This is a genomic window from Luteimonas sp. Soil_C_16 (assembly GCF_057657295.1).
Genome location: NZ_JBDGIS010000001.1, coordinates 592,795 through 607,430, shown reverse-complemented (window position 1 = coordinate 607,430; position 14,636 = coordinate 592,795). Strand labels below are relative to the sequence as shown.

The following is a 14,636-nucleotide window of genomic DNA, read 5'->3' as shown; positions in this document are numbered from 1 at the left end:
GCCAACGCCACTCAGTCCTTGAAATCCCCACCGATGAACACCGACAACGCGTCCGGCTGCAGATGCCGTTCCATCGCAGCGCGCACGACTTCCGGCGTCAACGCGCGCAGCTTCTCCTCGAACGCGGCCGAGTACGCCATGTCGCGACCGATGTAGAGATTGCTGTCGAGCATGCCGACGAGTTCGGGATCGTTCGCGCGTGAGGTGCGGCGCGCGCGCAGCATGCCGTCGAGCGCGTCGTCCAGTTCGGCCTGGGTGATCCCTTCGCTGCGGATGCGCTGCAGTTCTTCGCGCATCGCGGTTTCCACCTGCGCCATGTTCTCCGGCGCGGCGATCGCCGACACGCCGAACATGCCGGCATCGTCGAACACGCTGGCCGAGAAGTTCGAGCCCACGCCGTAGCTCAGGCCTTCGCGCTGGCGGATGCGATCTCCCAGGCGCGACTTCATCCCCGAGCCGCCGAGGATGTAATTGCCGATCAGTAGCGCGGGGTAATCCGCGTGGTCCTGATGCATGCGCAGCGACTGCCGGGCGATCAGCGTCGCATTGGCCTTGTCGGGCGTGCGCAGCTGTTCGTGCACCGCCTCGCGCGGCACGTACGGCGTCTCGATGCGCACGAAAGGCGTCGGCAGCGTCCAGTCACCGAACAGGCTTTCGAGCTGCGCGCGCACCGCGTCCGCGTCGACATCGCCGACCACGGCGATCGTCGCGCCCTCGCCCATGCCGTAGAAATCGCGATGGAACGCGCGCACGTCGTCGAGCTGCAATGCTTCGATCAGCGCGATGCGTTCTTCGAACGTCGTCGCGTGATACGGGTGACCCTTCGGAAACGCATTGAAGTGCTGAGACAGCGCTTCGTTCGCAACCGCGCCCGGTTCGCTCATGCTGCTGCGGATGCCGGTCAGTTGCTGGCTGCGCAGCTGGGTGAATTCGCTGTCGGGAAAGGTCGGCGTGCGCAGCACGTCGGCGACGAGATCGAGCAACGCGCCAACATGTTCGCGATCGGTCGTCGCCGCCACTGTCACCGTGGTCGCCGTGCCGCCGACGCTCAGCGTCGAACGCAGCGCCGTCAGCTGGCGCGACAGTGCGGCGCGGTCGTAGCCTGCGCTGCCGCGCATCAGCAGCGCGCCGGCCATCTGTCCGGCGGTGGCGCGGTCGTGCAGGCGCTGGGCGTCGCCGAGCCGCAGGTTCATGCGGATCTGCACCGAGTTGCCGCGCGTGTCCTTGTCGAGCACCGCGAGCTTCGCGCCGTTCGACAGGGTCGAGCGCTTCGTGCGTGCGTCGATGTTCGCGTACGACGGATCGAAGGCTTCGCCAGCGTCGAGTGCAGCGCGCGGTACGAAGTCTTCCAGCGCGGCTTCCGCCGTCGGCGCTTCGGTGATCGTCACGCGCTCGACCGCATCGGTCGGCAGGAACTGGCCGGTGGTGCGGTTGTCGCGACGCAGATAGGTCTGCGCGACGCGCGTGACATCGGCCACCGTCACCGTGTCGATCCGGTCGCGCGTGCGCAGCAGCAGACGCCAGTCGCCCTGCGCGATGGCTTCCGACAAGGCCACGCCGATCGCGTTCGGGTCGCGCATCGCGCGCTCGTAGCCGGCGAGCATGCGCTGCTTCGCGTCGTCGACTTCCGCCTCGGTGAACGGTGTCGCAGCCGCGTCTTCCACCAGCGCCAGCAGCTCGGTCTGAAGCGCATCGAGGTCACTGCCTTCCGGCGCCTCGGCGACGAACGTCAGATAACCGGGCTCGTCCATCGCGAGTGCGGAGGCCGACGCACCCGTCGCACGGCCCGGCTCGACGAGCTTGCGATGCAGACGCCCGCCCGGCGTGCTGCCCAGCACCTGCGACAGCACCGCCACGGCCGCGCTGTCGTCATGGCGGCCGGCAGGAATGTGATAGCCGGCGACGAGATACGGCGTGCGTCCCACGCGGCGCACCACGACATGGCGCTCGCCATCCTGCGCGGGTTCGCGCGTGTAGGTCACCGGCAGCGCGCGCGTGGGTCTGGGCAACGCGCCGAAGCGCTCGCCCACGGTCGCCAGCGCCTGCGCCGGATCGAAATCGCCGGCGATCACCAGCACCGCATTGTCGGGCTGGTACCAGGTCCTGTAGAACCCCTGCAGCCGGTCGATCGGCACGTTCTCCACGTCGCTGCGCGCACCGATCGTCGAGTTGCCATAGTTGTGCCACTGGTAGGCCGCGCCCATCACGCGCTGCACCAGCGCGCGCACCGGATTGTTCTCGCCCGATTCCATCTCGTTGCGGACGACAGTCATCTCGCTGTCGAGATCCTCGCGCGCGATGCGCGAGTTGACCATGCGGTCCGCTTCCATCCGCAGCACCCAGTCCAGCGTGTCGGCGTCGGTGGAGAAACTCGCGAAGTAGTTGGTGCGGTCGAGCCACGTGGTGCCGTTGAAGCGCACGCCGCGGCGGCGCATGTCGCCGGGAATGTCGGTGTGCGTCGGCGTGCCCTTGAACACCAGGTGTTCGAGCAGATGCGCCATGCCGGTTTCGCCGTAGCCCTCGTGGCGTGAGCCCACGCGGTAGGTCACGTTGACCGTGGTCACCGGCTTGCTGGCGTCGGGAAACAGCACCAGCGCCAGGCCGTTGTCGAATCGGTATTCGCGGATGCCTTCGGCTTCGTGCACCGGTGCATCGAGTTGCGGCGCAGCCGCCCACAGCGGCCACGCGGTGCCGAGCAACAACACCACGACACAGGCACGCAGACGACGTTGCATGCGGATCCCCCGTTGGCGAAGACGATCGACGAAAATAGCAGATCAGTCGCGGCCGACCGGCGGCGACACGCCAGTGGATTCACGATGATCGAGGTGCGTTACGCGGACGAATGGCTGGCCGTCGTCAACAAGCCGGCGGGCCTGATGGTCCACGACAGCGCACTCGCGCGCGACGAACACGACTTCCTCGCCGATCGCCTGCGCGAACAGTTCGGCCGCCCGCTGTTCCTGATCCACCGGCTCGACCGCGCGACGAGCGGCGGCCTGCTCGTCGCCTTCGATCGCGACACCGCATCCGCACTCGGCACACAGTGGATGGCGCGCAGCGTCGACAAGCACTACCTCGCGATCTGTCGCGGCTGGCCGGATGACATCGTCGTCGATCACCCGCTCGACGGCGGTCCCGGTAAGCCGGTGAAGAAACCTGCGGTCACGCGTTTCACCCGACTGGCGACGACCGAACTGTCGGTGCCGTCCGCAGGTTTTCCGACTTCTCGCTACGCACTGCTGCGCGCCGAGCCGCTGACCGGCCGTTTCCGCCAGATCCGCCGGCATCTCAAGCACCTGTCGCATCACCTGATCGGCGACACCAGCCACGGCGACGGCCGTCACAACCGGAATTTCCGCATGCTCGGCATCCACCGCATGCTGCTGCACGCCGAATGCGTGGGCTTCGATCATCCGCAGACGGGCGCACGCCTGGTGGTGGATACACCGCCGGGCGACGAGTTCGCGAAGGCGTTGATGCTCTTTCCCGGAACGCCCGCGCTCTGAAGCCTTCCCCCGTTGACGGGGGAGGGTCGGGTGGGGGCGAACACGGGTCGCCCGATTGAATGGCGACCTGTCGATACCGTCGCCATACTGACCCGCAAACCCTTCGGCCCCATCGTTCGCGGTGGGGCCGTCGCATGTCAGCGTCTACAATCGCCGCCGATGTCCACGCCGCCCGCCATTCCAGAAGACGAACTCGTCGAGCGTTTCGTGCGCGCGAGTGGTCCCGGTGGCCAGAACGTCAACAAGGTGTCAACCGCGGTCGAACTGCGCTTCGACATCGCCGGCTCGCCGTCGCTGCCCGAACACGTGCGCACGCGGCTGCTGGCACGCCGCGACCGGCGCATCACCGAAGCCGGCGTGCTGGTGATCAACGCGCAACGCTTCCGCACCCAGGACCGCAACCGCGAGGACGCGCGCGAACGCCTCGCGGCTTTCGTCGCCTTCGGTTACGAAGTGCCCAAGCCCCGCGTGGCGACCAAGCCCTCGCGCGGCGCGAAGGAGCGGCGCCTGGGGGCGAAACGCGAACGCAGTACCATCAAGCGCGGTCGCGCCACACGCGACTGGGATTGATCCCGTCACTGTTGGCCCTGCGCCGAGGACGCATGAGCACTTCGAAGTATCCGTTCCTGGTTCCCGTTCCACCGCGCGCCCCGCGTGTCAGGCCCAGCCGCCTCGCGCGCTGGATCGGCCGCAGCATCCTGCGGATCGGGGGCTGGCGCGTCGTCGGTGAACTGCCCGATGTCCCGCGCCTGGTGCTGATCGGCGCGCCGCACTCGTCCAACTGGGACGGCGTCTGGGGTTTCGCCGCCAAGGCCGCGCTGGGCCTGGATATCCGCGTGCTCGGCAAGGATTCGCTGTTCCGCATTCCGGTGCTCGGCTGGGCACTGCGCGCGCTCGGCGTGATTCCGGTCGACCGCAGCCGCGCCTCGCGCGTCATCGAGCAGGCTGCCGCCGCGATCAATGGCCACGACGCCTTCTGGTACGGCCTCGCGCCCGAGGGCACGCGCAAGCGGGTCGAGCGCTGGAAGACCGGCTTCTGGAAGATCGCCAAGGCCGCCAACGTGCCGATCCAGACGCTGTATTTCCATTACCCGGACAAGATCATCGGCTTCGGTCCGATGTTCCAGCCCGGCGACGATCCCGACGCCGACATGGCGATGATCCGCAACTGGTACGCGCCCTGGATGGGCAAGAACCGCGGCACCGTCTGACCGGGCACCGGCACGAGCCAGCCCCGCGTGACCTAGCGGCGCCCGCTACGGCCAGGCCGCGCCCTCCCGCACCACAAGCTGAATCGGCCAACCAACGGCACATACCCAACGGCCCGCGACAGGCGCACGCTGCGCGGCTGGCGGGCCGCGCCCAGCGCGACCGACGCTATCCCCGCGTTGTCTTTCCGGAGTTCCCTCCCATGTTGCGTACGCTGCTCCTGTCTTCCGCGATCGCGCTGGCGCTGTCCGCCTGCGGCGACCGCACCCCTGCCGAGCCCATGATGCCCGCCACCGATACCGCCGCCACCGCCGCGCCTACCGAGAACGCCCTGTTCACCGCCAGCGCGTTGCCGTTCCAGGCCCCGCCCTTCGACAAGCTGAAAGACGCCGACTACCAGCCGGCCATCGAAGAAGGCATGAAGCAGCACCTGGCCGAGATCCGCACCATCGCCGACAACCCCGAAGCGCCCACCTTCGAGAACACCATCGAAGCCATGGAGCGCAGCGGCGAACTGCTGACCCGTTCGGCCAACGTCTTCTTCATGCTCACCGGCGCGAACACCAACGAGACCCTGCAGGCCGCCGAGGAAGCGCTGGCGCCCAAGCTCGCCGAGCACAGCGACGCCATCCATCTCGACCCGGCGCTGTTCGCGCGCGTCAAGACCATCTACGACCAGCGCGACACGCTCGGCCTCACCCCCGAGCAGAAGACCGTCGTCGAACACACCCACGACGGCTTCGTCCGCGCCGGCGCCCTGCTCAACGACGCCGACAAGGCCGAGCTGCGCAAGCTCAACGCCGAGTCGTCCACGCTGTCCACCGCGTTCGGCAACAAGCTGCTGGCCGCGAGCAATGCCGGCGGCGTGTTCGTCACCGATGTTGCCGAACTCGACGGCCTCGACGAAGGCGCGATCGCCGCCGCCGCCGATGCCGCCAAGGCGGCCGGCAAGGAAGGCCAGTGGCTGCTCACGCTGCAGAACACCACGCAGCAGCCGGTACTCGCCTCGCTGAAGAACCGGAGCCTGCGCGAGCGCGTGCTCGCCGCATCCACCGGCCGCGCCGAGAAGGGCGACGCCAACGACACCCGCGCCACCATCCAGCGCCTCGCCGAACTGCGCGCGCGCCAGGCGCAGCTGCTCGGCTTCCCGAACTACGCCGCCTACAGCATCGCCGACCAGATGGCGAAGACGCCGGAAGCCGCGATGAAGCTGCTCACCGACACCGTGCCCGCCGCCACCGCGCGTGCGCGCGCCGAGCTCGCCAAGATCCAGGGCGTGGTCGACGCGCAGAACGGCGGCTTCACCGCCGGCGCCGCCGACTGGGACTTCTACGCCGAGCAGGTCCGCAAGGCCGAGTTCGATCTCGACGAATCGCAGATCAAGCCCTACTTCGAACTCGACCGCGTGCTCAACGACGGCGTGTTCTTCGCCGCCAACCAGCTCTACGGCATCACCGCCAAGGAGCGGACCGACATCCCCGTCTACCACCCCGACGTGCGCGTGTTCGACATCTTCGATGCCGACGGCAAGCAGCTCGCCCTGTTCTATCTCGACCCCTTCAAGCGCGAAAGCAAGCAGGGCGGCGCGTGGATGGGCAATTTCGTCGAGCAAAACGGCCTGACCGGCACGATTCCCGTCGTCTACAACGTCGAGAACTTCACGAAACCTGCGGCCGGCCAGCCCGCGCTGCTTAGCTTCGACGACGTGACCACGCTGTTCCACGAGTTCGGCCACGCGCTGCATGGCTTCTTCTCGAACACCAAGTACCCGTCCGTCGCCGGCACCAACACCCCGCGTGACTTCGTCGAGTTCCCCTCGCAGTTCAACGAGCACTGGGCGCTCGACCCCAAGGTCTTCGCCAACTACGCCAAGCACTACCAGACCGGCGAAGCCATGCCGCAGGAACTGGTCGACAAGATCGTCACCGCCCGCACCTTCAACCAGGGCTACGCCACCACCGAATACCTCTCGGCCGCCCTGCTCGATCTCGCCTGGCACACCCTGCCCGCCGGCGAAGCCAAGCAGGACGTCGATGCATTCGAGAAGCAGGCCTTGACCAAGTACAAGGTCGACCTCGCCGCCGTCCCCCCGCGTTACCGCACGAGTTACTTCAGCCACATCTGGGGCGGCGGTTATGCGGCCGGTTACTACGCCTACTTCGGCGCCGAAGTCCTCGACCACGACGCCTTCCAGTGGTTCCGCGAGAACGGCGGCCTGACCCGCGAGAACGGCCAGATCTTCCGCGACAAGATTCTGTCGATCGGCCACTCGCGTGATCTGGCGGTGGCGTACCGCGAGTTCCGTGGCAAGGAGCCGAGCGTGGAGCCGTTGCTGGAGCATCGTGGGTTGAAGTGAGTTAGGCAACGCGCACGGCTGTGCGCGAAGCACGCAGTAGAACAGGGCGGCCCATTGGCCGCCCTGTTCCGTTTGGGAAGCGGCAATTGCGCGTTATGCGACGAGATCGCCTGATAACACGGCGCGAAACCATGCTGTCGCATAACACAGCAAACGCAGGCGCATTGAGGTAAGGGGGTTTGCGCCAAGCTGCGGATCTCGAAGAGTTTTCTTCCTGGTAGCCCTGCGTCGGGCGGCGCGCCATACTCGGCGCTACACCCCACATCCGGGGTCGAATACTAGTTAGGCAGCAGAATATGCTTCAGTCATGGCCTGTTTTAGCACTCGTTGGCGTCGGGTTACTCGGCAACCTCGCAGTTCTGTTCTGTTGGCGCCGCTTCCCCTCCTTCGGATCACTGTTAGCGCGCAAGCTTGCAATCGGCTCACTTGCGACGTTCGTGGTGGCAGCTGGATTCGCATTCGACGTCTTTACCCAAGTCTGGGTTGCGCGGCCCGCTTCAATTTCAGGGCCATCCACCGTCCTATTTGGCGTACTTTTCCTCGTTCTAGCTCTCGCTGCGGTGGCGGCTCTACTTGTCAGCCGCTACAGGCATGGCCATGCTGCTGCCTAACAATTCATTCAAGCCGACGCCGCTTCGCGGCGCGGCTTAATTCAGCTGTTAGGCTGCCATGAAAGTCTTCTGGGCACTGCTATTCACGATGTTCCTGACCGCTTGTGGCGCCGAGGGTGCTCGAGAATGCAAGATCGATCCGTCGATCTTCTGCGAGCCTTTCGCTAAGTGGGAGGCTGCGATGCCACCCGAGAGCGCGGCCCAGCTCAAAAGAATGACGCGGCAAGACCTCCGCGAACTCTCGTTCAACTTCGGCATGGGCGTTCGAAATGACTTCGGGCTTTGGCAGGACAACGAAGTCACGGTCTTCTTTAGATCCTGCGGCGTCGATCATCCAGACTACATGTCAACTCCACTCACGCTGGGATTCATCGCTTATCTCAACGGTCGTCCAGCCAACATGTGTGAGCTAGGCAGACAGTCCATGCCCCCAGCTCCTCCGCCGCCACCTCCCGGCTGGCAGCCTAACAATTCGTTCAAACCGAAGCCACTTCGTGGCTCGGCTTAGATCAGGTGTTAGGGCGCAGTGGAGAGTGACATGAGAGCTGTTGCTTTGATCTTCGCAGTCCTTGGTACCGTGGCGTGCCCCGTAAACAGTCAATCTCTCCAAGAACTCGAGACCAAGGAGTCGTTCGATCAAATCTTTGACCTGTTGAACCAGGCAGAGACGGCACTGAACAGTTCGTCGCGCCTACGGCAGCTCGACTGCATCAAGGCAGTTGGTAGTCCGCCATTGTGCAAGTGCTTGGATAGCAAACTGGCAGTTGCTTGGTCATTCTCTGACTACGTTGCGATCGTCACCAGAACCAAAGAAGAGAACGGGTACGACCGGCTAGAGCCCGATATGCGGCCTGCATACGACAACGTCGCTGCGGTAAGAGACGCGTGCGTAGCTTCGCCGGTTGCGCCCTAACAATTCGTCCAAGCCGACGCCGCTTCGCAGCGCGGCTTAATTCAGGCGCTAGGCAGCATGCTCAGAATCATCGCAATAGTGGTCTTCTTGAGCAGCATCATCGGGTTGCTGGTAGTGGGAGGTCTTGTCTCAGCAATCCTCGCGCTCTACCCCGCGCCACACCTTAGCTCTTTCGGTCCGGTGGTCCCAGCAATTTCACAGACACATGCGGCGTGGCTTCCGGCCGCGCCAATGATGAGTTGGGTCGCTTCTGCCGCCAGCGCTGTAGTTGGCGTTTTGCTTTGGCGCGGCCGTCAATCAGCTTCTGCCAAGCTCCAGATTGCGCTGCTCATTGGCGCACTCAACTACTTCCTTGCCCTGTTCTTCGTAACCACGCTTTTGCTGGCTTACTTTTACCTTCCCAAGGTCGCAAATGCGGCCTAACAATTCACTCAAGCCGACGCCGCTTCGCGGCGCGGCTCAATTCAGGCGATAGGTGCCTATGACAGGTTCCGAGAAGAGCAGGCGCATGGCACCCCGTCGGGGTGCAAGTAATCGTCCGCCTACTACGTCGAAAGTTGCTCAACCGGGTGCCTCATACCTTGTTGCGCATGCTTGCTTCGACTGCCGCAAGAGCTTCAAGGTGGCACCTCGTGAGACCCCAGTCATCTGTGCCAACTGCGGCGGTGAGCTTCACGAAATGGGACGGTCCTTCAAGGCACCTGCGGCCAAAAACACTGAGCAGTGGGCCAAGGTCCAGGCGCTTTACAGCGCGGGCGTTCGCTTCACTAGCTACCGCAGCCATCCTTGCGCGCCGCTTCCCGCGAAGCTATCGGAGGTTGCAGCATTCGTGGCCGAGCATCCGGACCATCCAATGCGGGTAGCGGCGCCTAACAATTCATTCAAGCCGACGCCACTGAGCGGCGCGACTTAATTCAGGTATTGGATAGTAGTGACACAAGATCGCATCGTCCTTGTCAAAGAGCTTGTCGGCTTCTCGCGATCGGTAGCCGACGTGCTTCAAGACCTCGCTGTATTCGGCTGGGACTCAGTCAATGAACTGGTTTCATTAGAGCCAGCCAGCATCGAGGCCGTGCTCAATAGATTTCTCTGCGGCGAGCTTTCAGTCGATGATGTAGAGGGCTGGGCAAATGCCATCGAGGGCCGCGATGACATTGGAACAACGCAGATCGCGGCAGATGTAATTAGTGAGTTGGCAAATCCAGTCCTTACTCGGCCGCTTACGCGACAGTCCGCGCTAGCGCTAGTTGATCTCCTTCAAAGGCTGCGACCTAACAGTTCATTGGAGCCGAGCCCGCTTCACGGATCTGCTCAATTCGGACGCTAAGCCGCAATCAAACTATGCGCAGACCGAGACTTAGAATTCTTGTAGCGGTCTTCTCGCTAGCAGCGTGTTCACAGCCCGCGCAACAGGAGTCAGTGGATACCCGGGACGGGACGGTGCCGTGGCAACGGCATTGCACACTCGATGAAATCGCCGTGGACGATGACGCACATCGCGCACATCTGAATAAGATGGCTCAAGTCTGCAAACCGATGGACGCATGTATCCTCGCGTGCATGAGGGAGTCCTGCGCAACAGAGATCAAGGGTGGCTGTTACCACGCGTGCAGCTCGGAGGTTTCAGAGCGTACGTCGGGTTCCGCGGCGGATTTATTCGAGACTGGAGCTGATCCAACATGTGGGCCGCGTCCTTGAAATTAGTTCGAGCCGAATCCGCATCGCGGGTCGGTTTGACCCGGTCGTCAAGCGGCGTAGAAGGGGGCTGTGAGTGACAGAAGTCGAACACGTTCTGAGCTTCGCTACTGACGGCCAAGGGCAACTGGCGGTGCATGCAGACGCGAAAGGCTTGGAAGTCCTGATCAGCCGGCTTGCCCGGATGAGAGGTGCACTTCTCGATGGCAATTGTACGCATGAGCATCTTTTGTCTGAGTCTTGGGGGGCCGGTGACCTCTCAGAGCGCGTGATGAAAGACGACGGCGATCTGATCCATCACGTAAAGATCTACGGCTGGACCAATGACTGGGCAAGGAAGCACGGGCTTGGCAAGTAGTAGTGCCGCCGGCAGGCCAAACTTGGAACTGCCTGACAATTCATCCCAGCCGACGCCGCTGCGCAGCGCGGCTCACTTCAAAGGTGAGCCACCGTGAACCTCTATCGCGCCGCGATCGCGACAGTCCTCATTCTGCTTGCCGGTCCTGCATGGGGCTGCAGCCGCGACTATTTCACGCCGGCGGAGAAGTTCGACGCGCACCAGGTTGTTGTGCTTGCCTACCCGATCGGAGTTCTCAACACGCCAGCGCATGCGCTCAGTCCAGATTTCAAAGGTCCATTTGACCAGACCATTCAATGGCAGGTCCTTGTCAGTTGGAAAGGCCGATTTGGTGTCGGAGACGTTCTGCTGACGCAAGGTACTTACACCGCTGGCGCCCCGTGCGGCAGTGGCGCGCTCCACGCAAGAGAGATCAAGCTCCTGTACCTGGACGGCGCTGAGCCCTTCAGAACCATAATCGACGAGCGTCCCGTCTCGAGCATGTCCGACATGAAGTACCTCAGCCAGAAGTCGCGTGGCGGATGACCGTTCATTCGAGGCGATGCCGATCAACGGGGTCAGGTTCGTCTACATCTATGCAGGCGTTGCGCTCTGCATCCACTGCGATGAGCGCGGCGCCATGTCATATCTAAGGGCCCCATGAGAACGAGCGCCCTACATCGATGTTTCGCAGTGTTGGCCGCGGTGACAATGGCAGGTGCGATTGCGTTTCTCATCCCCTACCTCGCGGGCGCATCGACGTTCGAAGGGAACGCCGGGTACCTGTCGGCACTGCTCTTTCTCCCGACGTTGTTGGTAGTTGCCCTGGCGATGCGGGCCTGGGGTAAGAGACTTGCCCCGAACACGTCGGCCTACCGCGCCACCCGGATTGCTTACGGTTTGCTGTCGATTCCAGCCGTGTTCGTCATTGGCACACTCCTGTTCTGATGTAGCGCATGAAGCAGGTGTCCGAAGGCTTGCGACCCGAGTAGATGGACGCGTCAGGCTCGCGTCCCGTGGGTTGCGCCGATCTCCTGAAAGAATGATCCCAATGGCCAAGTACCTGATCTCCTTCCCGGCCGCCGCGATGGTAGTGCGCGACGCCGAGCTGGAACGCGCCAGCCGCGATTCGCATGCAGTCATCGACGCGGCGAAAGCGGCCGGCGTCTATGTATTCGGCGGGCGCATCGATGCGGGCGCGCCGAGGGTGCGCGTGTCGGGCGATGGCACTGTCGCTGAAGGCGGCTATCCATTCGGCCCCGAACTCGACGGTGGCTTCGCGGTGCTCGAGCTTGCGTCACGCGATGCGGCGCTGGAATGGTCCACGCGTCTCGCCACCGCCTGCCGGTGCGATCAAGAACTGCGGGTCTTCCACTTCGACCCCGTATCGTGAGTCGCACGGCGTAACGGAACTCGGTGCACGCAGGCGCGATGGGCGCGTCGCGCGAGGCTTCCACCGCTCTGCTGCGAGGAATGAAGGCGCCGGGTTCACCGATTTCCAACGTTGCGACAGAGGAAGAACGCAGGCGCAGACTTCGAGACGCGCATCAAATCGGCTCGTGAATGCACAAGACGCATTCGCTTAGACTTCCGGCACTGAGTCGAATGGTCCGGATATCTTGAGAATCACGCCCACACCGATCACCGCTGCGCTTGCAGGCATCGGCGCAGGCACCGCGATGTCGGTTTTCTGGTTGCGACTGGCAGACGACACGATGCTGATGGTCGTCGCCTTCCTGCTGGCCGTTGCCCTGCCGGCGCACGCGTTCGTTGTGGGCTTCAAGCCCAATCAGACGGTGGGTCAAGGCGCTGTCGACAAGGCCTTCCTCACGCGTGGCGTGGTCTGGTTGTTGTCGGCCGCCCTTGCGATCGGGGTGACACAGGCGCTCCAGTAACGGGCTCGGGTGTGCTGTGCGGGTTTGTCGCTGATTCACGACGCCGGCGCATCTTGGTTCGCTGGAAATGCCGAGCAACACTAAAAGAACTTGTCTCACCTGGGCTCGGGTGTGGATCTCTTGCGCCGCAATTGCATCGGGCTCGCAACGCCGAGCGCAATCAGCGGCTGCTTTACCGCCACAATGCGTGTCCGTTCCGGTCAGGCTTCAATTGTGACGAGAACACTGAAATGGCTGTGCCTTGCACTGCTCGCTGCGGTGACCGTGGCGTGTCCGATGGCCATAGCGCAGACGCCCGTCGAGTTCACGCCGATCGCCGGATTCGGGGGTGAGAGCCAAGGCCGCGGCACGCTGAAATTCGTGTTTCGCAAACCGCGCGCGTTTCAGGTCACCAGCCACGGCACCGAACAGAGCGACGGGACGTTCCGTCTGGATCAGACCATCACCTTCGCCGGCGAGCCGCCGCGGTCGCGCTTCTGGGTCATGACGCGCACCGCGGCGCATCACTACGCGGCAACGCTCAGCGACGCCGTAGGCCCGGTCGAGGCGACGATCTCGGGGCCGCGCCTGTCGCTGCGCTACCGGGTGAAGGGACTGGTGTTCATGCATCAGGAACTGGTGCTGTCAGCGGACGGGCGCACGATCGACAACGTGGGCGTGGTCAGACTGCTCGGCATACCGATCGGTCGTTTGCAGGAGACAATTACGCGCAAGGTGCCCGCGTCTAGTTCAGACGACCCAGTTGATCCGGGCCGGTAACGGCGTCAGTCGCTGCACCGTCCGCTTCATTGCACACTCGCTGCCTCCCTGACATTCCAGGCGACCGCCATGCCCCGTTTCGTCGTTCTGCTCCGTGGCGTCAATGTCGGCAAAGGCAACCGCGTGCCGATGGCGGCGTTCAAGCAGCTGCTCGAATCCCTGGGCTGCACGCAGGTGCGGACGCTGCTCAACAGCGGCAATGCGGTGGTTACCGCGTCGGCGCGCTCGACGGCGAAGTTCGCGCAAACCATTGCCGATGCGTTGTCCGCACAGCTGGGCGTGTCGACGCCGGTCATCGTCAAGTCGGCAGCGGAGCTGAATCACATCGTCAGCGAGAGCCCGATGCTGCCAGCCGAGTCAGAGCATTCGCGGTGTCTGGTGATCTTCGCGCAGGCACCGGAAGCGCTGCGGCTGCTGGACGATCTGCAGCCACTGGCAGTGCTGCCGGAGCGGCTGGTCGTGACCGGCGACGCGGGCTACCTGGCGTGTCCGGCCGGATTGCTGGAGAGCAAGGTCGCGCCGGCGTTGTTGGGCAAGGCAGGTCGCGCACTGACGACGCGCAACTGGGCCACGGTGCTCAAGCTGCGCGCGTTGCTCGAGCTCGGTTAGATCCACTACGACGATTCTTCACCGCTCCGTGCACGTGATCGAGGTGTGGCATGTTCAAGACCCGCGTGTTCCGCGTTCTCATCGTCACCCTGATGCTCACGGGCCTTCTCGTGGCCGGTGGCGCCTGGGTGCTCACCGAGCAAGATCGAAGTTTCGCGGATCAGAGCGATCTGGATCGTGCGGCTGCATACCGGTTCGAGCACATGCGGGGCATGTCGTCCTGTGAGGACCACCATCGCGACACCGTCACTCGGGCCCGCGCTGCATTCCTGGCGGCCGGGCTGCGCGACGCGCCGCTGATCGGTGTCGTCACGCCGACCTTCGAGGGCGCGATGGCCGCCGGGTTTCATGACACCCGCATCGAGGTCCTGCACTTCAGCGGAGCGACCGGGTACTCCAGCGCCGAGACGTGGTTTCAGACACTGTCTGCAGATCCGGTCATGGTCTCCCTGACGCCAGAGGCCAGTTACGCCCTGCAAGCACCCCTGGTCCGACTGGCCCGGTATCCGAACGCCGAGGTTCGCGGCGGCTTTGACGGCAACAGCTACGTGCTCAGCTGGGGAGACGCGTGTGCGTGGACGTGGTCTCCGCGAACGGAAGACGGTCCGTCGGCCGGGGTCGCCGCCATTCTTGACGCACTCGGAACCGCTTCGCCATCGGCGCAGACACTTGATGCGCTGGCGCGTTCGATCACCGAGCAGGAACGGGCGACGACGCGCTGAGCCGGTAAGACGCCCCGGAAC

The 14,636-nt window shown here is 64.0% G+C and carries 15 protein-coding genes; 14 read left to right on the top strand and 1 reads right to left on the bottom strand.

Going from position 1 to position 14,636, the window contains the following annotated elements; translation table 11 throughout:
* Nucleotides 1-11 precede the first annotated feature (11 nt).
* Nucleotides 12-2,735, bottom strand: a complete 2,724-nt coding sequence (locus AC3A5T_RS02690; RefSeq protein ID WP_487627245.1) for a M16 family metallopeptidase — start codon at nt 2,733-2,735, stop codon at nt 12-14.
* 84 nt (nt 2,736-2,819) lie between these two features.
* Here AC3A5T_RS02690 and AC3A5T_RS02685 point away from each other — a divergent pair, with 84 nt between their 5' ends.
* The 14 genes from AC3A5T_RS02685 to AC3A5T_RS02620 all read left to right on the top strand — a co-directional run bounded on the left by AC3A5T_RS02685 (nt 2,820) and on the right by AC3A5T_RS02620 (nt 14,615).
* Nucleotides 2,820-3,509: a pseudouridine synthase gene (locus AC3A5T_RS02685; protein WP_487627244.1), complete on the top strand. Its 690-nt coding sequence runs from the start codon at nt 2,820-2,822 to the stop codon at nt 3,507-3,509.
* Between the two features lie 159 nt (nt 3,510-3,668).
* The gene (arfB, locus tag AC3A5T_RS02680; protein ID WP_487627243.1) at nt 3,669-4,079 is read left to right on the top strand and encodes an alternative ribosome rescue aminoacyl-tRNA hydrolase ArfB; all 411 of its coding nucleotides are present in this window, start codon (nt 3,669-3,671) and stop codon (nt 4,077-4,079) included.
* Nucleotides 4,080-4,111: 32 nt separating this feature from the next.
* A complete protein-coding gene (locus AC3A5T_RS02675) occupies nt 4,112-4,720 on the top strand; it encodes a 1-acyl-sn-glycerol-3-phosphate acyltransferase (RefSeq protein ID WP_487627242.1) in 609 nt (202 codons plus the stop codon).
* 200 nt (nt 4,721-4,920) lie between these two features.
* A complete protein-coding gene (dcp, locus tag AC3A5T_RS02670; RefSeq protein ID WP_487627241.1) occupies nt 4,921-7,074 on the top strand; it encodes a peptidyl-dipeptidase Dcp in 2,154 nt (717 codons plus the stop codon).
* A gap of 669 nt (nt 7,075-7,743) precedes the next feature.
* Complete coding sequence (locus AC3A5T_RS02665; protein WP_487627240.1) at nt 7,744-8,193, top strand: DUF6794 domain-containing protein; 450 nt, start codon at nt 7,744-7,746, stop codon at nt 8,191-8,193.
* A 462-nt stretch (nt 8,194-8,655) separates the two neighbouring features.
* Nucleotides 8,656-9,021 (top strand): hypothetical protein, encoded by a 366-nt coding sequence (locus tag AC3A5T_RS02660; protein ID WP_487627239.1) that lies wholly within the window; start codon nt 8,656-8,658, stop codon nt 9,019-9,021.
* Nucleotides 9,022-10,369: 1,348 nt separating this feature from the next.
* The gene (locus AC3A5T_RS02655) at nt 10,370-10,651 is read left to right on the top strand and encodes a hypothetical protein (RefSeq protein WP_487627238.1); all 282 of its coding nucleotides are present in this window, start codon (nt 10,370-10,372) and stop codon (nt 10,649-10,651) included.
* 93 nt (nt 10,652-10,744) lie between these two features.
* Nucleotides 10,745-11,176 (top strand): hypothetical protein, encoded by a 432-nt coding sequence (locus tag AC3A5T_RS02650; protein ID WP_487627237.1) that lies wholly within the window; start codon nt 10,745-10,747, stop codon nt 11,174-11,176.
* A gap of 150 nt (nt 11,177-11,326) precedes the next feature.
* Nucleotides 11,327-11,578 (top strand): hypothetical protein, encoded by a 252-nt coding sequence (locus tag AC3A5T_RS02645; RefSeq protein ID WP_487627236.1) that lies wholly within the window; start codon nt 11,327-11,329, stop codon nt 11,576-11,578.
* Nucleotides 11,579-11,681: 103 nt separating this feature from the next.
* On the top strand, nt 11,682-12,023 hold the full coding sequence (locus AC3A5T_RS02640; RefSeq protein ID WP_487627235.1) for a YciI family protein: 342 nt from the start codon (nt 11,682-11,684) through the stop codon (nt 12,021-12,023).
* A 226-nt stretch (nt 12,024-12,249) separates the two neighbouring features.
* Nucleotides 12,250-12,525: a hypothetical protein gene (locus AC3A5T_RS02635; protein ID WP_487627234.1), complete on the top strand. Its 276-nt coding sequence runs from the start codon at nt 12,250-12,252 to the stop codon at nt 12,523-12,525.
* Between the two features lie 183 nt (nt 12,526-12,708).
* On the top strand, nt 12,709-13,284 hold the full coding sequence (locus AC3A5T_RS02630) for a DUF3833 family protein (RefSeq protein WP_487627233.1): 576 nt from the start codon (nt 12,709-12,711) through the stop codon (nt 13,282-13,284).
* Nucleotides 13,285-13,353: 69 nt separating this feature from the next.
* Nucleotides 13,354-13,893, top strand: a complete 540-nt coding sequence (locus tag AC3A5T_RS02625; RefSeq protein ID WP_487627232.1) for a DUF1697 domain-containing protein — start codon at nt 13,354-13,356, stop codon at nt 13,891-13,893.
* A 50-nt stretch (nt 13,894-13,943) separates the two neighbouring features.
* Entirely contained in the window at nt 13,944-14,615 is a 672-nt protein-coding gene (locus AC3A5T_RS02620; RefSeq protein ID WP_487627231.1) for a hypothetical protein, read from the top strand.
* Nucleotides 14,616-14,636: the final 21 nt, after the last annotated feature.

Coding starts and splice junctions, on each gene's coding strand:
- AC3A5T_RS02660 (WP_487627239.1), top strand. CDS start 8,656: ATGCTCAGAATCATCGCAATAGTGGTCTTCTTGAGCAGCATCATCGGG.
- AC3A5T_RS02685 (WP_487627244.1), top strand. CDS start 2,820: ATGATCGAGGTGCGTTACGCGGACGAATGGCTGGCCGTCGTCAACAAG.
- AC3A5T_RS02630 (WP_487627233.1), top strand. CDS start 12,709: ATGCGTGTCCGTTCCGGTCAGGCTTCAATTGTGACGAGAACACTGAAA.
- AC3A5T_RS02620 (WP_487627231.1), top strand. CDS start 13,944: ATGTTCAAGACCCGCGTGTTCCGCGTTCTCATCGTCACCCTGATGCTC.
- AC3A5T_RS02625 (WP_487627232.1), top strand. CDS start 13,354: ATGCCCCGTTTCGTCGTTCTGCTCCGTGGCGTCAATGTCGGCAAAGGC.
- AC3A5T_RS02640 (WP_487627235.1), top strand. CDS start 11,682: ATGGCCAAGTACCTGATCTCCTTCCCGGCCGCCGCGATGGTAGTGCGC.
- AC3A5T_RS02665 (WP_487627240.1), top strand. CDS start 7,744: ATGAAAGTCTTCTGGGCACTGCTATTCACGATGTTCCTGACCGCTTGT.
- arfB (WP_487627243.1), top strand. CDS start 3,669: ATGTCCACGCCGCCCGCCATTCCAGAAGACGAACTCGTCGAGCGTTTC.
- AC3A5T_RS02675 (WP_487627242.1), top strand. CDS start 4,112: ATGAGCACTTCGAAGTATCCGTTCCTGGTTCCCGTTCCACCGCGCGCC.
- dcp (WP_487627241.1), top strand. CDS start 4,921: ATGTTGCGTACGCTGCTCCTGTCTTCCGCGATCGCGCTGGCGCTGTCC.
- AC3A5T_RS02690 (WP_487627245.1), bottom strand. CDS start 2,735: ATGCAACGTCGTCTGCGTGCCTGTGTCGTGGTGTTGTTGCTCGGCACC.